This is a genomic window from Neisseria sp. 74A18 (assembly GCF_001308005.1).
Taxonomy (GTDB): Bacteria; Pseudomonadota; Gammaproteobacteria; order Burkholderiales; family Neisseriaceae; genus Neisseria; species Neisseria dumasiana.
The window spans coordinates 114269-136159 of record NZ_LGZA01000001.1; the positions used below are offsets into that span (position 1 = coordinate 114269).

At 50.0% G+C, this 21891-nt stretch carries 22 protein-coding genes; 15 read left to right on the forward strand and 7 right to left on the reverse strand.

The genetic code is table 11. The annotated features are described in order from the left end of the window. Positions 1-23 precede the first annotated feature (23 nt). Complete coding sequence (locus tag AKG43_RS00490; RefSeq protein WP_231718071.1) at positions 24-392, forward strand: antibiotic biosynthesis monooxygenase; 369 nt, start codon at positions 24-26, stop codon at positions 390-392. Continuing rightward, the gene (gene pntB, locus AKG43_RS00495; RefSeq protein WP_054598616.1) at positions 392-1780 is read left to right on the forward strand and encodes a Re/Si-specific NAD(P)(+) transhydrogenase subunit beta; all 1389 of its coding nucleotides are present in this window, start codon (positions 392-394) and stop codon (positions 1778-1780) included. The genes AKG43_RS00490 and pntB overlap by 1 nt, the downstream gene beginning before the upstream one ends. Positions 1781-1929: 149 nt before the next feature. On the opposite strand, the gene AKG43_RS00500 is transcribed toward pntB, so the two are convergent. After that, positions 1930-2760 carry an HlyC/CorC family transporter gene (locus AKG43_RS00500; protein WP_054598617.1) on the reverse strand — a complete coding sequence of 277 codons (831 nt, stop codon included), beginning with the start codon at positions 2758-2760 and terminating at the stop codon, positions 1930-1932. Positions 2761-2766: 6 nt separating this feature from the next. Further along, a complete protein-coding gene (gene ybeY / locus AKG43_RS00505; RefSeq protein WP_054598618.1) occupies positions 2767-3276 on the reverse strand; it encodes an rRNA maturation RNase YbeY in 510 nt (169 codons plus the stop codon). 103 nt (positions 3277-3379) lie between these two features. On the opposite strand from ybeY, the gene hemC reads away from it, so the two are divergent. From hemC to AKG43_RS00520, 3 genes are all read left to right on the forward strand, one after another. Then, positions 3380-4318, forward strand: a complete 939-nt coding sequence (gene hemC / locus AKG43_RS00510; protein ID WP_054598619.1) for a hydroxymethylbilane synthase — start codon at positions 3380-3382, stop codon at positions 4316-4318. A gap of 208 nt (positions 4319-4526) precedes the next feature. Next, positions 4527-5483, forward strand: a complete 957-nt coding sequence (locus tag AKG43_RS00515; protein ID WP_054598620.1) for a cation diffusion facilitator family transporter — start codon at positions 4527-4529, stop codon at positions 5481-5483. Positions 5484-5578: 95 nt separating this feature from the next. Further along, positions 5579-6226 carry an HAD family hydrolase gene (locus AKG43_RS00520; protein WP_054598621.1) on the forward strand — a complete coding sequence of 216 codons (648 nt, stop codon included), beginning with the start codon at positions 5579-5581 and terminating at the stop codon, positions 6224-6226. A 68-nt stretch (positions 6227-6294) separates the two neighbouring features. Here the strand turns inward: AKG43_RS00520 and AKG43_RS00525 are convergent, their stop codons facing one another. Continuing rightward, positions 6295-6639, reverse strand: a complete 345-nt coding sequence (locus tag AKG43_RS00525; RefSeq protein ID WP_054598622.1) for a cupin domain-containing protein — start codon at positions 6637-6639, stop codon at positions 6295-6297. Positions 6640-6658: 19 nt separating this feature from the next. On the opposite strand from AKG43_RS00525, the gene AKG43_RS13615 reads away from it, so the two are divergent. Further along, a complete protein-coding gene (locus AKG43_RS13615; RefSeq protein WP_082402923.1) occupies positions 6659-6829 on the forward strand; it encodes a lipoprotein signal peptidase in 171 nt (56 codons plus the stop codon). A gap of 48 nt (positions 6830-6877) precedes the next feature. On the opposite strand, the gene ygiD is transcribed toward AKG43_RS13615, so the two are convergent. Further along, positions 6878-7663 (reverse strand): 4,5-DOPA dioxygenase extradiol, encoded by a 786-nt coding sequence (gene ygiD, locus AKG43_RS00530; RefSeq protein WP_054598623.1) that lies wholly within the window; start codon positions 7661-7663, stop codon positions 6878-6880. Between the two features lie 580 nt (positions 7664-8243). Here ygiD and AKG43_RS00535 point away from each other — a divergent pair. From AKG43_RS00535 to AKG43_RS00555, 5 genes are all read left to right on the forward strand, one after another. Continuing rightward, positions 8244-10733, forward strand: coding sequence for a type VI secretion system Vgr family protein (locus AKG43_RS00535; protein WP_054598624.1), 2490 nt, complete (start codon positions 8244-8246; stop codon positions 10731-10733). Positions 10734-10984: 251 nt separating this feature from the next. Next, positions 10985-11893 (forward strand): hypothetical protein, encoded by a 909-nt coding sequence (locus tag AKG43_RS00540; protein ID WP_156300587.1) that lies wholly within the window; start codon positions 10985-10987, stop codon positions 11891-11893. After that, positions 11859-12866: a hypothetical protein gene (locus AKG43_RS00545; protein WP_054598626.1), complete on the forward strand. Its 1008-nt coding sequence runs from the start codon at positions 11859-11861 to the stop codon at positions 12864-12866. The genes AKG43_RS00540 and AKG43_RS00545 overlap by 35 nt, the downstream gene beginning before the upstream one ends. Positions 12867-12957: 91 nt before the next feature. After that, on the forward strand, positions 12958-13965 hold the full coding sequence (locus tag AKG43_RS00550) for a hypothetical protein (protein WP_054598627.1): 1008 nt from the start codon (positions 12958-12960) through the stop codon (positions 13963-13965). Positions 13966-14343: 378 nt separating this feature from the next. Next, positions 14344-14700: a hypothetical protein gene (locus AKG43_RS00555; protein WP_054598628.1), complete on the forward strand. Its 357-nt coding sequence runs from the start codon at positions 14344-14346 to the stop codon at positions 14698-14700. A gap of 164 nt (positions 14701-14864) precedes the next feature. Here AKG43_RS00555 and AKG43_RS00560 read toward each other — a convergent pair whose 3' ends face one another. Then, a complete protein-coding gene (locus AKG43_RS00560; protein ID WP_054598629.1) occupies positions 14865-15737 on the reverse strand; it encodes a YicC/YloC family endoribonuclease in 873 nt (290 codons plus the stop codon). Between the two features lie 102 nt (positions 15738-15839). Between AKG43_RS00560 and rph the strand changes: the two genes are divergently transcribed. From rph to AKG43_RS00575, 3 genes are all read left to right on the forward strand, one after another. Further along, positions 15840-16589 carry a ribonuclease PH gene (gene rph, locus AKG43_RS00565; protein WP_054598630.1) on the forward strand — a complete coding sequence of 250 codons (750 nt, stop codon included), beginning with the start codon at positions 15840-15842 and terminating at the stop codon, positions 16587-16589. 203 nt (positions 16590-16792) lie between these two features. Next, positions 16793-17974: a bifunctional phosphopantothenoylcysteine decarboxylase/phosphopantothenate--cysteine ligase CoaBC gene (coaBC, locus tag AKG43_RS00570; RefSeq protein ID WP_054598631.1), complete on the forward strand. Its 1182-nt coding sequence runs from the start codon at positions 16793-16795 to the stop codon at positions 17972-17974. A gap of 289 nt (positions 17975-18263) precedes the next feature. Further along, positions 18264-18824, forward strand: coding sequence for a tyrosine-protein phosphatase (locus AKG43_RS00575; protein WP_231718074.1), 561 nt, complete (start codon positions 18264-18266; stop codon positions 18822-18824). Between the two features lie 103 nt (positions 18825-18927). On the opposite strand, the gene AKG43_RS00580 is transcribed toward AKG43_RS00575, so the two are convergent. Continuing rightward, a complete protein-coding gene (locus AKG43_RS00580; protein WP_054598632.1) occupies positions 18928-19203 on the reverse strand; it encodes a helix-turn-helix domain-containing protein in 276 nt (91 codons plus the stop codon). A 355-nt stretch (positions 19204-19558) separates the two neighbouring features. Next, a complete protein-coding gene (locus AKG43_RS00585; protein WP_054598633.1) occupies positions 19559-20791 on the reverse strand; it encodes a uracil-xanthine permease family protein in 1233 nt (410 codons plus the stop codon). Between the two features lie 321 nt (positions 20792-21112). Between AKG43_RS00585 and cmk the strand changes: the two genes are divergently transcribed. Then, positions 21113-21772, forward strand: coding sequence for a (d)CMP kinase (gene cmk / locus AKG43_RS00590; protein ID WP_054598634.1), 660 nt, complete (start codon positions 21113-21115; stop codon positions 21770-21772). The last annotated feature ends 119 nt before the right edge of the window (positions 21773-21891 follow it).

The window sequence follows — 21891 nt, forward strand, 5'->3', positions numbered from 1 at the left end:
AAAAATATTCAAGGAATTCAGGAATGATGTTTGCGCAAACACCTAATCCACCTTATTACGCTGTTGTTTTCACATCACAGCGCACCGACGGCGATAGAGGCTACGACCAAACTGCCGTGCGAATGCTTGAATTGGCGCGGCAACAGGCAGGTTTTCTTGGCGCAGAAAGCGTGCGTTCGGAAGGTTTTGGTATCACGGTTTCATATTGGGAGAGTGAAGCGTCTATTGCCGAGTGGAAAAGGCATACAGAACACAGAGCCGCTCGAGAAACCGGCAAAGCAATATGGTATGCCGATTTTGTTGTCCGCGTGTGCAAGGTGGAACGTGCTTACGGCACAATTTTCAGACAATCCGAACTGTATCAGGACCCCAAAAATTTGGAGAATTTATAATGTCTTCAGGACTTGTAACTGCGGCATATATCGTCGCCGCAATCTTATTTATTTTTTCATTGGCCGGCCTGTCGAAACAGGAAACCGCCAAAAACGGCTGCTATTACGGCATTGCCGGTATGGTAATTGCTTTATTTGCCACCGTGTTCAGCGAACAAACCGCAGGCTTGGGTTGGATTATTATCGCTATGGCCATCGGTGCGGCCATCGGTATTTACAAAGCCCAAAAAGTGGAAATGACCGAAATGCCCGAGCTGATTGCCTTGCTGCACAGCTTCGTGGGTTTGGCTGCCGTGTTGGTGGGCTTCAACAGCTTTATCGAAGCGGACAAGGTATCTTCCGATATGCACACCATTCATTTGGTGGAAGTGTTTCTCGGCATTTTCATCGGTGCCGTAACCTTTACCGGTTCGATTGTGGCGTTCGGCAAACTGAACGGCAAACTTAGCAGCGCACCTTTGCAACTGCCGCACAAACATAAGCTGAATCTGGCTGCTTTGTTGGTGTCGTTTATCTTGCTGCTGGTGTTTGTATCGGCTGACGACGGCAGCTGGTTCGCCCTGATTCTGATGACCGCTATTGCACTCGCGTTCGGCTGGCACTTGGTGGCCTCTATCGGCGGTGCTGATATGCCGGTGGTGGTTTCCATGCTCAACTCGTATTCGGGCTGGGCGGCTGCCGCAGCGGGCTTTATGCTTGCCAACGACTTGCTGATTGTTACCGGCGCGTTGGTCGGCTCAAGCGGTGCGATTTTGTCTTACATCATGTGTAAAGCCATGAACCGCTCGTTCATTTCCGTGATTGCCGGCGGCTTCGGCACAGACGGTTCTTCCACAGCAGCAGGCGGAGAAGAAATCGGCGAATACCGCGAAGTGAAACCCGCCGAAGTGGCCGAAATGCTCAAAGGTGCAAACTCAGTGATCATCACGCCCGGATACGGTATGGCCGTTGCCCAAGCGCAATACCCCGTTGCCGAAATCACCGACTTACTGCGTAAACAAGGCGCGGAAGTACGCTTCGGTATCCACCCCGTAGCAGGCCGTCTGCCCGGGCACATGAACGTATTGCTGGCCGAAGCTAAAGTACCTTACGACATCGTGTTGGAGATGGATGAGATTAACGATGATTTCCCCGAAACCGACGTGGTGCTGGTGATCGGCGCGAACGACACCGTGAACCCTGCCGCCCAAACCGATCCGAACAGCCCGATTGCCGGCATGCCGGTATTGGAAGTGTGGAAAGCCAAAGAGGTGGTGGTATTCAAACGCTCGATGAACACAGGCTATGCCGGCGTACAAAACCCGCTGTTCTTCAATGAAAACAGCGTGATGTGCTTCGGCGATGCGAAAGCGACTGTGGATGAGATTCTGGCGGAATTGAAGAAATAAGGCCGTCTGAAAAATAAAATGCCTGTCTGAAATTGTTCAGACAGGCATTTTATTTTTCAGACGGCCTTCGTGAAGCGCATCAATCAAGAAGTTGATTGACTCTATACTTGCCATCAGCAAGGCCGGCCGGGTGGTTGTTTACTTACTTACTATTCTTTGACCCGAATCGCCATCAGTGTATGCAGCCTGCGGTTGTCGGCGCGGGCTACGGTGAATTGCAGCGGGCCGATAACCACTTTTTCGCCGCGCACGGGCAGGTGGCCGATTTCCTGAATTACCAAGCCGCCGATGGTGTCGACTTCTTCGTCGCTGTAATCGGTGCCGAAATATTTGTTGATGTCTTCGATTTCGGTGATGGCGTTGATGCGGTAGCGTTCGGCGGATACCGGAAAGATGTTGTCGCCGCTTTCGTCTTCGTCGAACTCGTCTTCGATGTCGCCGACGATTTGTTCGATGATGTCTTCAAACGTTACCAGCCCGGAAATGCCGCCGTATTCATCGACCACGACGGCCATGTGGTTGCGCTGTTCGCGAAACTCTTTCAAAAGCGAATTGAGCGATTTGCCTTCGGGCACAAACACGGCGGGGCGCAAGATGGCTTGCAGGTTGAATTGCTCGGGGTTGAGCGCGTATTTGAGCAGGTCTTTGGCGTGGAGGATGCCGAGCACGTTGTCTTTGTCTTCGCCGATAACGGGAAAGCGCGAGCGGGCGGTTTCGATGATGTAGGGGATGATGCGCTCCATGCTTTCGTCGGCTTTGATTACGTCCATCTGGCTGCGGGTAATCATGGCATCGCGCACTTCGAGTTCGGCGAAATCGAGCACTTTTTCCAAGCGCAGCAGGGTTTCGCTGTCGAACACTTCCTGCTCGTGGGCCTGACGCAGCAGGTTGATCACGTCTTCGGCGGAATCGGGAGCATCGCCCGAAATACGGGCTACGAGGCGTTCAAAAAAAGAGGGCTTCGACTGGCTGTCGTCCATTTCTGATTAATCCTGTTGGTAAGGGTTGGGGTATCCTAACTGATTCAGCAGGCGGGTTTCAAGTGTTTCCATGATTTCGGCTTCGCTGTCTTCGATGTGGTCGTAGCCCATCAGGTGCAGCGTGCCGTGTATGGTGAGGTGGGCGAAGTGCTGTGCGGGCGTTTTGCTTTGTTCGGCGGCTTCTTTCAGTACCACTTGCGGGCAGATGATCAAATCGCCGTAGAGGCCGTCTGAAAGTTGGTCGGGCATGATTTCGCCTTCGTTGAGGGCGAAACTCAATACGTTGGTGGCGTAGTCTTTGCCGCGGTAGTCGCGGTTGTAGGCGCGGGCGGGTTCTTCGTCGAGCAATATGATGCTGATGTCGGCGCGGCGGTATTCGTTTTTGAGCGCGTGCCATGCCCAACGGTAGAAATCTTGTTCGGACGGCAGGCCGGAAAGGCTGCTTTGGTTGTCGAAATGCAGGGTAAAACGCTGTTGTTGCAGCTTGATAAAAGGGAATGTTTTGGCGCGTTTCATAAATCGTTGCGGGAATGTGGTTCAGGCTGAAATATAGCATAAGGCCGTCTGAAAAACATGATAGACTTGCGCGGTTAGTATGATGTAGCGCGAATATATTTTTATGACTCCGAAAAAACTTGTAATCGCCAGCCGCGAAAGTGCGCTGGCCATGTGGCAGGCCGAGCATATTCAAGGCCGTCTGAAACAGCTTTATCCCAAATGCGATGTGAGCATTTTGGGCATGACTACGCGCGGCGACCAGATTCTCGATAAAACGCTCTCGAAAATCGGCGGCAAGGGTTTGTTTATCAAAGAGTTGGAGCAAGCCCTGCAAGAAGGCCGCGCCGATTTGGCGGTGCATTCGATTAAAGATGTGCCGATGGTGCTGCCCGAAGGGTTTGCGCTGGCCGCCATTTGCGAGCGTGCCAACCCGTTTGACGCATTCGTGTCTAACCGATATACGCGTTTGGAAGAGCTGCCGGAAGGCGCAGTGGTGGGCACATCGAGCCTGCGCCGCGAAGCGCAGTTGCGTGCCCGTTATCCGCATTTGAACATTAAGCCGTTGCGCGGCAATGTGCAAACCCGTTTGGCCAAGCTGGATAACGGCGACTACGATGCCGTTATCTTGGCCGCCGCCGGTTTGCAGCGTTTGGGGCTGGACGAGCGTATCCGCCTGATTATGTCGCCGTTCGACAGCCTGCCTGCCGCAGGGCAGGGCGCATTGGGTATCGAGATTGCCGCCAACCGCTATGATTTGCTGGAAGTGTTGAACCCGCTGAACCATGCCGTTACCAATGCCTGCGTAACCGCCGAACGTGCGCTTGCCCGCGCGTTGGACGGCAGTTGCCAAGTGCCGTTGGCGGCTTATTGCACCGAAGAAAACGGTCTCTTGACCTTACGCGGCTTAGTCGGCCATCCCGACGGCTCGGTGGTTTTGCGGGCCGAAGCCGAAGCTCCGGTGGCCTATGCCGATTCGCTCGGCCGTGCTGTTGCCAAGAAATTGGCGGACGACGGTGCGGTAGAGCTGATTCAGGCGATTTTGAGCGAACAAACCGCCTAAACGCGAATCCAATAAACGGCACCGCACCATTTGCCCCGCCGGTTGGCGTGCGGATGCTGTTTCAAAACTGAAACCTGAGGCCGTCTGAACATTCTTCTGCCGACATTCTTTTCAGACGGCCTGAGAGTTTGTTCAAAGTTTTTTTGTGAAGCGGTTTTTGTATTGAAAATATTCTGAATAAGCTCAAAAGGGACAAGGAATACCTGCCATGCCGCACGACAATCACCATGCCCACAGCCACACCGCCAATAAAAAAGTATTGGCGGTGTCGTTTGCCGTTATCACGTCTTTTATGGTGGTGGAAGCAGTCGGCGGCTGGCTCACCAACTCGCTGGCGTTGTTGTCGGACGCAGGACATATGTTCAGCGACGCTTTCTCGCTCGGCATTGCCCTGCTGGCGTTCAAACTGAGTGAAAAAGCCACCACTTTCGACAAAACGTTCGGCTATAAACGCTTTGAAATTTTAACGGCCGCGTTTAACGGCATCACGCTGATAGTGATTGCCGCGATGATTTTTTACGAAGCCGTCGAACGCTTCCGCCATCCGCCCGAAATCGCCACCGTCGGCATGCTGGTAATCAGCGTGATCGGGCTGCTGGTGAATCTTTTCGTGGCGTGGTACATGCTGCGCGGCAGCGACACCGAAGGCAATATCAACATGCGCGGAGCCTATCTGCATGTGTTGAGCGATTTGTTCGGCTCGTTCGGCGCGATAGCCGCCGCCGTGCTGATGATGGCGTTCGGCTGGAAGTGGGCCGACCCGATCGCCAGCATTTTGGTGGCGGCTTTGGTCGGCCGCAGCGGTTGGCAGGTATTCCGCAAAACCCTGCACATTTTAATGGAAGGCACGCCCGATAATGTCGATGTCGGATTATTGCTTGAAACCATCCGCCAAACCGAAGGCGTACAGTCGGTGCATGATTTGCATGTGTGGACGATTACCAGCAACATCAACGCCTTATCCTGCCATATCGTTGTCGACGGCGATTTGAGCGTGGTCGAGGCCGAACAAATCGTTTACCGCATCGAACATGCGCTGGCGCATCAAAATATCCAACACACCACAGTGCAGGTGGAAAGCAGCCGGCATCCGCACGAAGACAGCGTATTGTGCTCGATTCATCCGCATGAGCATGAAACGCACGGCCATCATCATGCACATTAAATCTGCTAGAATTCAGGCCGTCTGAAACCTGATTACATCTTTTCAGACGGCCTCAAAGCATAGAAAACCGTTACCCATCATCATTAAGGACACCCATGACCGAAGCCGTATTGTTCGACTTGGACGGCACCCTCGCCGACACAGCACTCGATTTGGGCGGCGCACTCAACACTTTGCTGCGCCGCCATAATTTACCCGAAAAAAGCATGGCAGAAATCCGCCCCGTCGCCAGCCACGGCGCAAGCGGCCTGATTCTGATGGGTGCGGGCATCGGCAAAGACCATCCCGAACACGCCCGCTGGCGGCAGGAATATCTGGCCGAATACGAACGCTGCTTCGACCATGAAACCGTGTTGTTCGACGATATCGACCGATTGATTGCCGAACTCGACAAACGCGGCATCAAATGGGGCATCATCACCAACAAGCCGCACACCTTCACCCACCGCCTCGTGCCTAAACTCGGCTTCAGCATCCCGCCGGCCGTGGTTGTCAGCGGCGATACCTGCGGCGAAGCCAAACCCAGCACCAAGCCCATGTTTTATGCCTGCGAACAAATCGGCGTAAAACCTGAAAATTGTATCTATGTAGGTGATGCCGAGCGCGATATGCAGGCAGGCAAAAATGCCGGCATGAAAACCGTATTGGTAAACTGGGGCTATATCGCCGCCGAAGACAAAACCGAAGAATGGCCGCATGATGCGCGCATTGATGCACCGCTGGATTTGTTGGCGCATCTCTGATGGATGCCGACTTAAGCCAGTTTCCTAACAAAAATGCCTGTCTGAAACCCTATCAGACAGGCATTTGTTCAAACCGCTTCAAACCCCGCTTCGGCATACACCACGGAAACCAGCACGCAATCTTCTGCCTCGTTGTTGCGCACTCCGTGTATCAAGCCTGAATCGATCACAATGCTTTCGCCCGCGCCGATTATTCGGCCACTGTTTTCATCATCCAATAATTCGGCGCGGCCTTGCAGCACCAGCCAAATATCCTGCCCTTGCGGATGGCGGTGTGCAGGCAGTTTGCCGCCGGGCGGAATCTGCCACAGCACCATGTTCATCTGTCGCCCTTGATGCAGCACCGTGCGTACCGATTCGGCGGGGCGGTCAACCAGATAATCGGCAAAACGGATAATGTTGGGGATATTCATAACATGTCCTCCATGTGGGATTTTCAGACGGCCTGAGACTTTTGCACCCCCCCATCTGCGGCGCATTTCTGCGTTGTGCGCTGCTCGCTCGTTTGCCTATCTATCTGATATGTCTGCACTCGCTGCGCTGCTACGCCTTGAACTGCATCCACATCTAAGGGTTTTGCAAAGGCTCATCCTATATAACTGAGGCCGTCTGAAAAGTATAAGCCATTGATTCAAAGTATAAGTGAAAAAATTATCCCAGCAACACCGAAGTCATGCTTAACGAACCGCCGACAATCTCGTCGTTGAACAGCTTGACTTCATCTTCTTCATCGCGCAACGCCATGATGTAGAGCAGGGGCAGGTAATGTTCGGGCGTGGGCACAGATAAAGCGGCAGCCTCGCCCAAGCGCAAGTAGTGGATCAAGGTTTCGTTGTCCCGATTCAAAATGGCTTGGTTGATGTCGCGGCGGAAGGTTTCCGCCCATTCGTAAGCCGCACCCGCTTGGCGGATATGGGCAAAGCTGATGGTGCGCAGGTTGTGAACGATATTACCGCTGCCGACAATCAATACACCTTGTTCGCGCAACGGCTTGAGCTTTTGTGCCAGAGCAAAATGCCATTCGGCAGGCTGATTTCGATTCATGCTCAGTTGCACGACAGGAATATCGGCTTCAGGATAAAGATGCTTGAGTACGCTCCATGCGCCGTGGTCGAAGCCCCGCTGCATGTCGACAAATACCGTTTCGGGCGCAAGCAATCGTTGCACTTCGGCGGCGAGTTCGGGGCTGCCGGGCGAAGGATACTGCACTTGGTTCAGTGCTTCGGGAAAACCGTAAAAATCATAAATCATAGCCGGAGCCGCGCTGCCGGACACTTGCAGACCATCGCTATACCAATGGGCAGAAATCATCAATATGGCACGGGGCTTGGGAAACTTTTCCGCCACCTGTTTAAAGCCTGTGTTAAAAGGGTTATCGGCTTCGATTGCATTCATCGGGCTGCCGTGGCCGAGAAATAAAGCAGGGATTCTGTTCATGTTACTACCTGAAATCTAACGGGTTCCGTTTGAAATATATATACAGATTTATCAATTTGTTTCAATAAGATAGCATTAACGCAAAGATATAGGAGCAGTTTGCAGTCTGAACACTTTCAGACGGCCTTTTGTTGGTTTAAATGTTTGTTACCGGCAAATACATTAATATCGGTTTACGGCGTTTTGATTTTTATAAAGCAGCAGTATTAACCCCATCAAGTTTTTTCAGGCTCAAAGGCCGTCTGAAACAAATAGGTTGGTAGTGGCTTGTCTTTATTTCCCATTATTCATATTTTTGAAAAATAAAAACAGTATGAATATTTCTTTTTTATAGATACATAATTTTTTTGTTTAAGAATAATTTCTTCATAAGAAATCATGTACGCTTTGTTTAATTGTAACGTGCTCTTCCAAGCGGTTGAAAGAGTTGCTAAATGATGATTGATGCCGTCTGAAACGCTTATTGTTTCAGACGGCCTTTTGTCATACCCATATTGGGCAAAAATATTCATTCTGCTATATTTTCAAAGCATATATCTTCAATACCTCCTTTAGACACACCGCTTTTGGAGCGCCCGCGATGACCCAAACCCAATCCTACCACCTCAGCTTCTCCCGCTTCAGCCCCTCCCTCTCCGTCGTTTCCTTCACCGCTACCGAAGCACTCAACACAGCCTACCGTCTCGACATCGAGCTCACCTCCGCCGATGCCGACTTACCGCTGTCGTCCTACATCAATCAGGCGGCCAAGTTTACGGTAACGCCGGTAAGCTCTGATGCGTTGGGATTGATTGAGGGAATGATCGCGCCTCAAGCGTTGAAGGAATGGAGCGGCATCATCACATCCTGCGAGAAGCTGTCGGTATCGGCCGACGAGACCCGTTACCGTATGGTATTGGAACCGCGCATCGCCGCATTGAAGCATCACCGCACTTCGCGTCTGTTTCAAAACCAAAACGTGCCCGACATTATTTCGTCGCTGCTGAAACATCACGGTTTTGCCGGTGTCGATTTCCGTTTCAACACTTCCCGCGAATACGGTGTGCGCGAGTATGTAACCCAGTATCAGGAAAGCGACTTTGCCTTTCTCAACCGGCTGTGCGAAGAAGAAGGGATTTGGTATGCCTTCGAGCAGAACGCCCAATATGGCGATGTGGCGGTATTCGGTGACGATGCCGCCCATTATTTTCGTAACCACACCTCCCCCTATCCCTACCGCCCCCACGGCGGATTGGAGAGCGTCGGCGAGGAAGCGGTGTTTGCCTTACAGGTGAAACACAACCCGATTCTCGAATCCATCCGCGTCGGCGACTACAACTACCGCGATGCGGACACCGACTTATCGTCCGCAGTAACGGCGAAGGGTACGGAAACCGACAGCAGCGTTTTACTCGGCAGCGACAGCCATTGGGGTTTGCATCAAAAAACGCCCGCAGAAGCGCAACTTCAGGCGGCCTTACTGCAACAGCTCGACCACAGCCGCCGCATCGTTGCTTCCGGCAGCGGCAACATTACCGCCCTTAGTCCCGGCCAAGTGTTTCAGACGGCCTCAAGTTTCAGCGAAGCACCCAACGGCTGGCTGGTTTGTTCATTGCACCACAGCGGCAGCCGCGACCAAGCGTACAGCCACCGCTTTACCGCCATTCCCGCCGACAGCATCTTCCGCCCCGAACGCATCACTCCGCTGCCAAAGATCCAGGGCAGCCTTCCCGCACGAGTCACCAGCCCCGGCAACTACACCTACGCCTATATCGACAACATGGGCCGTTACCGCGTCAAACTGCCGTTCGACCTCGACGAATGGAGCCCGGGCGGGGAAAGCCGCCCCATCCGCCTAGCCAAACCCTATGCCGGCTCCGACTACGGCCAACACTTCCCGCTCCACGAAGGCACCGAAGTGATGCTGTCGTTTGTACAGGGCAATCCCGACAGACCCTATATCAGCGGAGTGATGCACGACAGTTCCCACCCCGACCACGTTCCCGCCGATTGGAACACCCGCAACGTCATCCGCACCTGGGCCAACAACAAACTGCGGATGGAAGACAAACAGGGTCAGGAACACATCAAACTGGCGACCGAATACGGCAAAACCCAGCTCAACCTCGGCCATATCGTCGACAGCCAAAGGCAAAAACGCGGCGACAACGGCGAAGGCTTCGAGCTGCGTACCGACAGCTGGGGCGCATTGCGGGCGGGCAAGGGTTTGTTCATCAGTACCGACGCTCAAAATCAGGCTTCGGGACAGGTATTGGATATGGATGCCGCCATCGCCCAGCTCGAACAAGCAATCTCCCTAGCCAAAAGCCTCAATAAAGCTGCCCACACCGCCCAAAACGAAGCCACCGAGGCCGAAGAGCAGGCAGGCCGTCTGAACGACAGCCTCAAACAATTGCAACGCGCCGGCATCATCCAATCCGCCCCCGACGGCATCGCCACCGCCACCCCGCAAAGCCAACTGCACACCGCCGGCCAACACATCCACCACATCAGCGGCGGCGACACCGACATCAGCGCCGGCCGCAACTTCACCGCCCATGCGGTCGGAAGCGTCAACCTGTTCGCGCAGAGCAACGGGGCGAAACTCCAGACCAATCAGGGCAAGGTGAAGATTCAGGCACAGAACGACGAGATGCAGATCAATGCCCTTAAAGATGCCACCATCACCAGCAGCGCCGGCAAAGTAACCGTAGCCGCCAAAGACGAAATCCTGCTCACCAGCGGCGGCGGTTATATCAAGATAAAAGACGGCAACATCGAACTGGGCTGCCCGAAGATGGTGTGGGTGAAGTGTGCGGGGTTTCAGGTGATGGGGCCGAGTTCTGCAGGGGTGAATATACAAGGCATACCTGCCGTTGAAAAGTATGATGAGCAGTTTCAATTGCTTTTACCCGATTCTTCCCCTATGCGTTTCGTTGAATACAATATACGGTCAGGAGAGCAGGAAATTACCGGGAAAACTACCTCGAAAGGCATGAGCCAACGCATACACACCGAACAAAAACAGGAATTAGAAGTTGAATTAAAGTGGGTTGGCTTTACCGCCGACCTTCCATACGGAGAAGCCTGATTATGACAACCCAACTGACTTTCAGCACCGCAGAAACCAATCAAACGCCCGAAAGTTGTGCTGCTTCTCAATGCGGATGCCCTACATTTTGGTCGCTTTTACAGCAGAAAAGCTATGTATTGCTTTCTAATCAAACGGTAAAAAATCAATACCATTTAGAAGCATGGTATGAACAGCGCGCCCGCAGGATAGCTGCGGTTTATGCACGGATTTACCTTGAAACGGACAAAGACATGGGAGCCAATCCGCGTTTGAAAGGCCGCTTTTATTGGATGGGCCTGGGGGCATTCGCTTCCAAAACCGTAGCGGCTACGTTTGATTCTTGGCTGACACGGACAGGTTATCAGGGCAATAAAGTAACCGCCAATTTTTTGGATGCCCCGAAATCGGTACATATTTTTGCCAAAGGCAATTTGTGGCTGTTTATGGATGTGGCACCGTGGCATTGGGCTTGGGCGGTTAGCCCCGGCTCGTTTGAGCAGTGTAAAGGCAGCCGCAATGCCAGCAATTACTCTGCTCCGGTAAAAAAGGCACTTAATGCTTTGCCGTGGGCTTCCACCGCCCTACCCGGGGTAAAGGGGTTTAGGTTGACCGAAGAAATTCGCAAAGCTTTTTCTTATCTGCGAGAGATAGAGAGGTTAAAACCTTATCATAGAGATGCTTTAGATTTTCAAATAAATCATTTAAAAGCCATAGCGGTGCAAGAACAGAAAAACATTTTGCAGAGTATCTGCTGGAATCACCCGTGGATGAAATCGGGTGCAGCGGCACAGCGTTTTTGGGGCAGACCGAAAACCTTTATCCGTTTCCACAGTGACTATGAAGAAGAAGCATACGGTGTTTACGAACAGGACGTAGAAGCTTACGGAGCTGCCGCCGCTTCGCTGATGCGTCATGGGGCGATACCCGTTTCCGACAAACAGAAATACAGTTTGCCAGAGCATCCGTATTCTTACGCACCTAAAAATATGAAGGCAGAAGAATATGAAAGCCGAATGGAGTGGATTTTAGATGTGGCCGATAAATATCATCGGTTAATGCAAAATAAAAACGGTAATCGCTATGTTGAAAGCCATTTGCGTATCATAGCGGGTTGGATAAACAGCTCTAAAAAAGGAAAAACTGATGGCTATTCCAATGATCCTCAAGGTAACCAGTAAATATCAACAGACAGTTTTGGCTGTTTTAGTTTTTGTCGTTTTATTATTTTCAGCAGCCTGTCGGGCAGAAAAGGAAAACATCATGCAGCAAGAAGTTACTTTGGAATTGGGCAAAGCGGGGCCGGAAAGTTTCCAACAAGCAGGTGCAATAACAGACAACCGAACAGCAGGTAACATTGCGGGTTTTTTAGATTTGAAATGGCGGCCTTCGCAATTGGGTATTGTTACTATCAAACATGGCAATCATAACCTGACCATCCCTCATACTTTTAAGGCAATGGGAACGGTATGGCCGGAACCTGAAGGCGAGGGAGTTGCCAGTATCGATTTAAACAGCGGCATCAGCGCAGCAGAACTTATCCGCCATCGTGAAGCCTACGAATTGTGGATAAAGTTTTTAAAGCAGGTTCAGAGTAGTGGTTGGCAGAGGATGATTTTCCTTTCACGTCCGAGACTGTCAGGTATGGATGCACTTAAGTACTTACAGGATAGAGAACATTTTGGCTTAGGATATATAGTTGATCCTCAATTGATTCCGGAATTTCAAATATGGTTTGCAGTTATGATGCAGAGAGGCATGATTGCAAGATTTTATTTAGACGGTATTGAAATGAGTATCTCTTTTGATCCGACCATCAGCAATCAAGAAGATTTAGACCGTATCAATAACACATTAAGCTTTAAGGAATGGGGGCAGTATATGATGCGTATTACCTTCGATACCGTACGTTACAGTACCCGTAACGCCATACATAACCAATTCATTCCTGATTCTTTGGATATTGAAGAAACACAAGCAGCCATCAAAAAAATCAACGCCGACTTACCGACTTACTTAAAACGCTATCAGAATATAGAGCTTTCCAAACGTAAGCAGGAAGAAGAAAGACTGGCTAAATCAGGCTACAAAATCGATACGACTTACCAAGACCCCGACCCGTTACCTTATTTGCAGCAAGAACCGAAGTTCTGAGTTTGAGCAAATATGCCTGCTTGGCGGAATGTCGGGCAGGCGTCTGAAACATAATTGTTTGACTAGAGAACTAAATAATAAGGAAAACCCGATGTCTATTCCAATCATCCGTAAGGTAAGCAATAACCCCTTGCAAGCAGTTTTAATCGCCTTCATTACCCTTGTTTTATTACTTCCGGCAGCCTGTCGGGCAGAAAAGGAAAATATCATGCAGCAAGAAGTTACTTTGGAATTGGGCAAAGCAGGGCCGGAAACTTTTCAACAAGCAGGTGCGGTAATAGATAACCGCAGCGCAGGCGGGATTGCAGGCTTTCTCGAATTGGATTGGAAACCTTCAAAATTAGGTATCGTTACCATCCGTCATGGCAGCCATAATTTAGTTATTCCACATACGTTTAGGGCAATGGGAACGGTATGGCCGGAACCTGAAGGCGAGGGAGTTGCCGGTATCGATTTAAACAGCGGCATCAGCGCAGCAGAACTTATCCGCCATCGCGAAGCCTATGATTTATGGGTAAGGCTGATGAAACAGATTCAAGACAGTGGATGGCAGCCGTTTATTGAATTATCCCAGCCAAGGCTGTCAGGTAAAGATGCACTCAGGTATTTTCAGGATAAAGAAAATTTCGGCTTAGGACATGCCATAGACCCTTATATTCTGCCGGATTTTCAAACATGGCTGACAGTAGTTGCCCAAAGAGGTATTTTTACATATTTTCACCTAAATGGTCTTGCAATGAGTATTTCTCTTGATCAGACCGTTAAAGATCAAGAAGATTTAGACCGTATCAATAACAAATTAAATTTCACCGAATGGGGGCAATATATGCTGGATATTAAATTTACAACCACACGGTACAACACTCGAAATTTTGTATACCACAAATTTATTCCAGACGATTCCAGCTTGGAACAGATTGACGAAGAAATAAAGAAAATCAACGCCGACTTACCGACTTACTTAAAACGCTATCAGAATATAGAGCTTTCCAAACGTAAGCAGGAAGAAGAAAGACTAGCTAAATTAGGCTACAAAATCGATACGACTTACCAAGACCCCGACCCGTTACCTTATTTGCAGCAAGAACCGAAGTTCTAAGTTTGAGCAAATATGCCTGCTTGGCGGAATGTCGGGCAGGCATATTTACTCAAGGCTTTTGGATTCGAATTTCAAGTGAAATCTTAGGTAGTGCAGGCTAGAACAGATTCAAGAATAAAGCACTTGGTGTTTTGTAGCTAAGAGAGTATGGGAACATCTGCTGTGAAACGTTTTTAATGATTTGCCGATTGATTTAAATTCTCTACCTAGAGATAAAGTGGATCTGAAATTATTTATTTGCGGACAGATGGATAATCTAAAAATTATAATTAAAATGCCAATAATATATTTCTTTTATATTCCCTTAAAATTAAAAATCTTTTAGATACCAGCTTGGGAGCGATTATTCTTTAAGGATATATGAAGAAGTAAATTTACATGAAAAAATATTTGATTTTATTAGCATTATTATCATTAATTGCAGCTTGTAATTCAAAAAAAGACGTGCAAATATTACCCGATGCGGAATTGGGAGAGCCATATTCAGTTAGAATAGATTTTAGCAATGGCCAAAGAACATATCCCGATTTTTTTAAAGTTACTATATTACCTGCGGATTCTGGTTTATCTGATTCCGGATTAACTGGAAAATGGGATAATGAAACAGTCATCTCCGGTATACCAAAAGTAAAACAGGATATTTCTATTGAAATCTATTACTTAATACGGGGGTCGGTAGGATTTTTTGAAGATAAAGAGCAAACGAAATTTTATAAAATAAAGGTTAAAGAATAAATAAAAGGCCGGGATCCTTACAAAACCCGCATCTGAAGGGTATTTTTGTGCTGCTCGCTTACTTGCCTATCATGTGATATGTCTGCGCTCGCTGTGCTGCTTTACCTGAAACTGTATCGATATCTAGCGGTTTTTGTAGAGATCTCGGGCCGTCTGAATAAATGCTATTCGATATTCTGAACCTGTTCGCGCATTTGTTCTATCAAAACTTTCAGTTCTACTGAAGCCTGCGTGCATTCGGCGGCAATCGCTTTGCTGCCGAGGGTGTTGGCTTCGCGGTTGAGTTCCTGCATCAGGAAGTCCAAACGCTTGCCTACGCTGCCTTGCGAGCTGGTAACGATACGGCGGACTTCTTCGATGTGGGTGCGCAGGCGGCTGAATTCTTCGTCAACGTCTGATTTTTGGATAAACAGGGCAAACTCCTGCTGGAGCCGGTCGTTATCGATATTTTCTACTGCTTCTTTCAGACGGCCGCGTACTTTTTCCATGTGCGCTTCGAGCAGTTCGGGGAATACGCCGCTTAAACCGTTGATGATTTTTTCCATTTCATACAAACGCATCAGTAAATGCTGGGCGAGCTTTTCGCCTTCGCGGGCACGGGCGGCGGTAAAATCGGTTAATGCTTGTGCCAACAGGTTTTTCAATACTTCGGCAAATGCTTCTTCGTCTTCGTTTTGGCTGGCCAGCACACCGGGAAATTTCAAAATGTCGGCCACTGTCAGCTTGCCCAGATCATCGTGTGTTTTACGCCATTGTTTGTTTAGTGCGGCAAGTTGGGCGACCAGTTCTTCGTTAACCGCCAGACCTTGTCCGTTTTGTGCAATATCCTGAATTTGGATTCGGCATTCCAGTTTGCCCCGCGCCGCATTGGCGGCAATGGTTTCGCGCAAGGTATTTTCGAGATGGCGCAAATCGTCAGGCATGCGGAACTGCACATCAAGATAGCGGTGGTTTACCGCACGGATTTCCAAATTGATGCGTTTGCCGCCGCACTCGCCTGCCGCATTGGCAAAGCCGGTCATACTGTGGATGGTCATAATGCCTTACTCCGAATTAAATGGTATTGGGGGGAATCGTTGCAAAATATACCACAATCCGTCATGTTATAATCCGCTCCAATTGAGAATAAAGGAACTTTTATGACTGCTTACGTCCGCACTTCGCGCCCCGCCGATTCGCTGCGCAACATCACCATCACGCCCGGTTTTCTGCCCCATGCCGACGGTTCGTGCCTGATCGAGTTCGGCAATACCAAAGTGATCTGCACGGCTTCGATTGATGAGAACCTGCCGCCTTTCCTGCGTGGTAAAGATCAAGGTTGGGTAACGGCCGAATACGGAATGCTGCCTGCATCTACTGCTTCACGAATGCGCCGCGAAGCTGCGGCAGGCAAACAAAGCGGCCGCACGCAGGAAATCCAACGTTTGATCGGCCGCTCTCTGAGGGCGGTAGTGGAATTGGATAAGTTGGGCGAACGTCAGATTTTGATCGATTGCGACGTGATTCAGGCCGACGGCGGGACGCGCACGGCTTCGATTACCGGTGCGTTTGTAGCTTTGCAGATGGCGGTAAACAAACTGGTTCATGCCGGCATGTTGATACACAATCCTATCCGCGAAGCTGTGGCGGCCGTGTCGGTAGGCGTAGTTGGCGGCGTTCCTTTACTGGATTTGGATTATCCCGAAGATTCGGGCTGCGACAGCGACATTAATTTGGTAATGACCGCTTCGGGAAAAATCATCGAAATACAAGGCACGGCCGAAGGTGCGCCGTTCAGCATTGAAGAACTCGGCCAATTAATCGGCTTAGGCAAGAAAGGCATTGAAGAACTGTTCGTCCACCAAGAACAAGCCCTGAAGCGGGCGGCAAACGGCATTCAGACGGCCTGACAGATTCAAAGGCCGAGACCTTTGTAAAACCCTCGGATGTGGATGCAGTTCAAAGCGTAGCAGCGCAGTAAGTGCAGACATATCATGTAGATAAGCAAGCGTTTGCAAAGGTCTAAGGCCGTCTGAATAATTTTTCAGACGGCCTCATCGATATAAACACTTTCATAAAACTGCTTGTTAGCAGTCATACATTTACACCGTTTATGAGCAAACATATCCTTCTCGGTATCAGCGGCGGTATTGCCGCCTATAAATCCTGCGAACTCGTGCGCCTGTTAAAAAAACAAGGGCACAGCGTAACCGTTGCTATGAGCCGCGCCGCGGCCGAATTTGTTTCGCCGCTCAGTTTCCAAGCCCTGAGCGGCAATCCCGTTTTGGCTGAAACCCACGATGGCGGCAGCGGCAACGGCATGGCACACATCAATCTTACCCGCGAAGCAGACGTATTTCTGATTGCGCCCGCCAGCGCAAACACGCTCGCCAAAATCGCCAACGGTATAGCCGACAACCTGCTTACCAATCTCGCCGCCGCCCGCAAATGCCCGTTAGCCGTCGCTCCGGCCATGAATGTAGAAATGTGGTTCAATCCGGCCAACCAACGCAATATCGCCCGATTGATTTCAGACGGCATCACCGTGTTCCAACCTGCGTCGGGCGAACAGGCTTGCGGCGAAACCGGCGTGGGCCGTATGCCCGAAGCAGCCGAGCTGGCCGAATTGCTGCCCGATTTATGGGCCGAAAAACCGCTGCACGGCAAAAAAGTGCTGATCACGGCCGGAGCAACTTTTGAAGCCATCGACCCCGTGCGCGGCATCACCAATATTTCCAGCGGCCAAATGGGTATGGCACTTGCTCGGGCCTGCCGCGCCGCCGGAGCAAAAGTTACCCTGATTTACGGCCAAATTCAGACGGCCTTGCCGGTAGGGTTGGCGCATACCGAACAGGCAATCAGCGCAGAAGCGATGTACCGCGCCGTAATGAATCACATCGCACGGCAGGACGTGTTTATTTCCGTAGCCGCCGTGGCCGATTATAAAGTCAAAAACAGCAGCATCCACAAGCTGAAAAAAGACGGCTCCGGCAACCCGCCCGTTATCGAACTTGAAGAAAACCCTGATATTCTTGCTTCGGTAGCCGCTCTTCCCGATGCGCCTTTCTGCGTCGGCTTCGCTGCCGAAAGCAATAACATATTGGAATACGCGCGCACCAAACGGCTGAAAAAAGGCATTCCCATGTTGGTGGCAAATGATGTGGCGGTAGCGATGGGCAAAACCGTGAACCGAATCACCATTATCGATAACCAAGGCGAAAAAGCTTTTCCCGAAACCGACAAGAACCAAGCGGCCGCAGCCATTGTTGACAGGCTGGCCGAACTGCTCGCTTAACCGTTATAGTCAATCCGCTTCATGTTTCATACAAGGCAGCAAGCCGCAGGCAGTGCAGGCAGTACGGAACCGATTCTGTTGCCGTTTCAGCGGTTTACACCATCACTCTCATTGAGCTAAGGCGCAGAAACGCCATAGTAAAGTTTAAGTTGATTGACTATATACGGGCAACACCCGGTTTCAGACGGCCTGCATTCACAACCAGTAAGGCCGTCTGAAAATCAAAATAAAACAAGGAACCGTCGTGCATATCAAATTAACCACCATATTTCTTTCAGCAGTATTTTCAATACCGGCTTTTGCTTCACAATTGGAGCAAGATGCTTTGTCTGAAACGGCTAAGGTGTGGGCTCAACCGGTCAAACAAGAAGCCAATCTATACCGCATTGATCCCAATCTCTACCGCAGCGAACAACTTACCGCCGATGATGCTGCCGATTTAGAAAAAATCGGTGTAAAAAGCGTTATCAACCTGCGCTTTTTCGACCGCAACGACAATGAAACCGTTCTATCCGGCCGTAACTTCACGCTGCTCAACCGCCCCTTGCTCACTTGGCGTATCAAACCCAAAGACATTGCCGATACGCTCTACCTGATTGAACAACATCAAAAAAACGGCCCGGTGTTGATACATTGCTATCACGGTGCCGACCGTACCGGCTTGATTTCCGCTATGTACCGCATCGTTTACCAGGGGTGGACAATCGAAGAGGCCAAAAACGAAATGCAGCAAGGCCCTTACGGTTTTCACAGCATTTGGAAAAATATAGGCAAACTGTTTACCGAAACCAATGTTGCCGAAGTTAAAAAACATCTCGAAGCTTTGCGCCTTCAAAACAGATATAGTTAAGCGGTTTAACGATTTTGCAATTTTGCATTTTGAAGCATGTTAATCAACACGCTAATCAATAGGAAACGGGCGGCTTAATCAAATGTGATTGCTTATTCCGGCTTTATTCCATCATTTCCAAGCGTGCTTGCGGCGGCAACAAGAGCTGGTAAGCAGGAATGCCTAAAGCTACTGCCATTTTTTCTATGTTGGACAAAGCGATATTCCAACGCTTGCGCTCAACCGCCGAAACATAAGTACGGTCAAGCCCGCATTGGCGGGCGAGTTCTTCTTGCGACCACCCTTTGTTCACGCGAAACAGACGCATGTTGTAAGCCAACACGGCGCGCAGATCAGATTCGTCGGGCAGTTCGGCCGGTGCAGTCAGTTTATTACTCATGATGTGTCTTTATGAATTTGCTTTAACGGATTTTACTTCACGTTAAGTTTAAATGAAATACTCTCTTTGAGATAAAGTATAGCGACGACATAGCAAGTTAAGGGTACTTACGATAACAACACAGAGAGCGCAGATATATCACATAGACAGGCAAACAAGCGGGCAGCTCATAGTCCAAAAATGCCAGCGCGGATGATGGAGGTAGAGGTTTCAGGTTGTCGGATGTGTATTATCAAATTAAATGATTCTGAGAAAAGCACAGCGGAGAAACCTGATTGTGCCAAAGCTTTTTCGGCTTTTAGCAGCTTGTTTCTCCGCTGTGCAATGCTGTGCAATAAAGACAAAACCGTGTGTATTAAATTTCTTCGTTTAACATTTCAACCGGTTTTTCATCGGGGATCAACCAGTTGAGCACAATGGCGAGAATGGCGCACAAACCCACACCGGCAAAGCTGACCGTGCCGAATTTAATCACCATGCCGCCTACGCCGGTGGTCAATACGGAGCTTACGATTACGAGATTCTTCGGCCGCATTAAATCTACTTGGGCATCAATCAGGGTTTTCAAGCCCAGCGAAGCAATTGTGCCGAACAGCAAAATCATGATGCCGCCCATCACTGGTAAGGGAATCGATGCTAAAAAAGCATTGAATTTGCCGAAAAATGCCATACAGATGGCAAATATTGCAGCCCAAGTCATGATATAGGGATTGCTGTTTTTGGTGATCATTACCGCACCGGTTACTTCACCGTAAGTGGTTACGGGCGGGCCGCCGATGAGGCCGGCTACGCATACGCCCAAGCCGTCGCCGGCGAGCGTTTTATCCAAACCGGGGTCTTTGGCATAGTTGTTTCCGGTTACTTTACCGATGGCCATTACACCGCCGATGTGCTCGATTGCCGGAGCGATGGCAACGGGAAGCATAAACAAAGCAGCTTGCCAGTTGACTTGCGGCGTTTCAAAGTGCGGTACGGCAAACCAAGGGGCATCGCTAATGGGGGCAGTATCGACCAAGCCGAGCATCCACGCCGCTATATAACCTGCCGCAACGCCGATCAGAATGGGGATAAGCTTCATCATTTTGCTGCCGAACACGGCCACCACCACGGTAACGGCAAAAGTAAAACCGGAAAGTATTAAAGATTGGGTGTAATCCACAGCCTGTTGGCCACCTGCCTGCCCCATAGCCATCTGGCTGGCAACCACCGCAACCGACAGGCCGATTACCATAATCACAGGGCCGATAACAACCGGAGGGAGCAGGCGGTTTACCGTTGACAATCCGCGCCATTTGATCAGTGCCGCAAATACAAAATACATAAAGCCTGCGGCAAACAGGCCGAACATGGTAGAGGGCAGCCCCCATTCGCTTATCGAATAGATAATCGGAGCAATGAATGCAAAAGAAGAGCCGAGAAAAACCGGCACTTTGAATTTTGTTACCATTTGGAAAAGCAGCGTGCCGATGCCTGCGCCCAAAAGTGCTAAAGCAGGGTTTAACCCGGTAAGCAGGGGAACAAGTACCATTGCACCGAAGGCCACAAATAAAATCTGCGCGCCCGAGACGGCCAGTTTGAGTTGTTGCATGTTAAGTTCCGTTAGTTTATTGAAGTCAAACGGTTGCAATTATAACGCCGCAAAAGCAGGTTGTGTTTACAGATCATCAGGTTTCAGACGGCCGGGTTCAAAAATATCCGGCTGGCCGTTTAAGCAAAATAACTTGCAGAATCAGGGTGTGCCGATATAATCAGGCCTGAAATATCTCGGTTTGCATTTGCCGGCGTTTCAAACGGCATATCAGGCAGGCTGAATGCAAAAGGCCGTCTGAAAAGCATTCAAACCAATTTGAACATTACTGTCTGTTATCATATTTTTTCAAAAAATTCACATTAAGTTTAAGACAATACAATGGATTTAAACCGAAAAATCATCGCCATCGACGGCCCCAGCGCATCCGGAAAAGGCACCGTTGCCTCGCGGGTGGCGGCTGAATTGGGTTTTGATTATTTAGATTCAGGCGCGCTATACCGGCTCACCGCCTTACATGCGAAACACCAAAATATCGGTTGGGATGATGAAGAAGCCTTAGCCGGATTGGCTCACGGCCTGCCCGTAGAATTTGTCGGAAAAACCATTTTGCTTGACGGTAAAGACGTATCCGAAGCCATCCGCACAGAAGCTATCGGCATGGGTGCTTCTGCCGTGGCCGGGTTGCCGAAAGTCAGGCAGGCACTATTGCAGCGCCAACGTGATTTCCTTACCGAAAAAGGCTTGGTAGGGGACGGGCGCGATATGGGGTCAGTTATTTTTCCCGATGCTGCTTTGAAAATATTCCTAACCGCGTCGGCAGAGGTTAGGGCGGAGCGCAGAGCAAAACAGATAGGCGAGCCGCTCGGCGGCGTAGCATTTGAAAGAATATTGGCCGACATTCAAACACGCGATGAAGCCGACCGCAAAAGGCCGGTGGCTCCGCTTCAACAGCTGCCCGATGCCCACCTGCTCGACACAACAAATTTAAACATCGAGCAGGCAGTAAAAAAAGTGCTTGATTGGTATGCAGAAATCTAATTAATACTGTATAATCCCGCAATCTTTTTCAGACGGCCTCGGTTGAACAAGAGGCCGTCTGAAAAACTTTTTTGATTCATAAGCTTGTTGTGCCAAGGGCATCAAGCTTTTTGCAAACC

What these genes read in the sequence shown, in the direction of transcription:
- AKG43_RS00490 (WP_231718071.1), top strand. Translation starts at nt 24, where the DNA reads ATGATGTTTGCGCAAACACCTAATCCACCTTATTACGCTGTTGTTTTC.
- pntB (WP_054598616.1), top strand. Translation starts at nt 392, where the DNA reads ATGTCTTCAGGACTTGTAACTGCGGCATATATCGTCGCCGCAATCTTA.
- AKG43_RS00500 (WP_054598617.1), bottom strand. Translation starts at nt 2,760, where the DNA reads ATGGACGACAGCCAGTCGAAGCCCTCTTTTTTTGAACGCCTCGTAGCC.
- ybeY (WP_054598618.1), bottom strand. Translation starts at nt 3,276, where the DNA reads ATGAAACGCGCCAAAACATTCCCTTTTATCAAGCTGCAACAACAGCGT.
- hemC (WP_054598619.1), top strand. Translation starts at nt 3,380, where the DNA reads ATGACTCCGAAAAAACTTGTAATCGCCAGCCGCGAAAGTGCGCTGGCC.
- AKG43_RS00515 (WP_054598620.1), top strand. Translation starts at nt 4,527, where the DNA reads ATGCCGCACGACAATCACCATGCCCACAGCCACACCGCCAATAAAAAA.
- AKG43_RS00520 (WP_054598621.1), top strand. Translation starts at nt 5,579, where the DNA reads ATGACCGAAGCCGTATTGTTCGACTTGGACGGCACCCTCGCCGACACA.
- AKG43_RS00525 (WP_054598622.1), bottom strand. Translation starts at nt 6,639, where the DNA reads ATGAATATCCCCAACATTATCCGTTTTGCCGATTATCTGGTTGACCGC.
- ygiD (WP_054598623.1), bottom strand. Translation starts at nt 7,663, where the DNA reads ATGAACAGAATCCCTGCTTTATTTCTCGGCCACGGCAGCCCGATGAAT.
- AKG43_RS00535 (WP_054598624.1), top strand. Translation starts at nt 8,244, where the DNA reads ATGACCCAAACCCAATCCTACCACCTCAGCTTCTCCCGCTTCAGCCCC.
- AKG43_RS00545 (WP_054598626.1), top strand. Translation starts at nt 11,859, where the DNA reads ATGGCTATTCCAATGATCCTCAAGGTAACCAGTAAATATCAACAGACA.
- AKG43_RS00550 (WP_054598627.1), top strand. Translation starts at nt 12,958, where the DNA reads ATGTCTATTCCAATCATCCGTAAGGTAAGCAATAACCCCTTGCAAGCA.
- AKG43_RS00555 (WP_054598628.1), top strand. Translation starts at nt 14,344, where the DNA reads ATGAAAAAATATTTGATTTTATTAGCATTATTATCATTAATTGCAGCT.
- AKG43_RS00560 (WP_054598629.1), bottom strand. Translation starts at nt 15,737, where the DNA reads ATGACCATCCACAGTATGACCGGCTTTGCCAATGCGGCAGGCGAGTGC.
- rph (WP_054598630.1), top strand. Translation starts at nt 15,840, where the DNA reads ATGACTGCTTACGTCCGCACTTCGCGCCCCGCCGATTCGCTGCGCAAC.
- coaBC (WP_054598631.1), top strand. Translation starts at nt 16,793, where the DNA reads ATGAGCAAACATATCCTTCTCGGTATCAGCGGCGGTATTGCCGCCTAT.
- AKG43_RS00580 (WP_054598632.1), bottom strand. Translation starts at nt 19,203, where the DNA reads ATGAGTAATAAACTGACTGCACCGGCCGAACTGCCCGACGAATCTGAT.
- AKG43_RS00585 (WP_054598633.1), bottom strand. Translation starts at nt 20,791, where the DNA reads ATGCAACAACTCAAACTGGCCGTCTCGGGCGCGCAGATTTTATTTGTG.
- cmk (WP_054598634.1), top strand. Translation starts at nt 21,113, where the DNA reads ATGGATTTAAACCGAAAAATCATCGCCATCGACGGCCCCAGCGCATCC.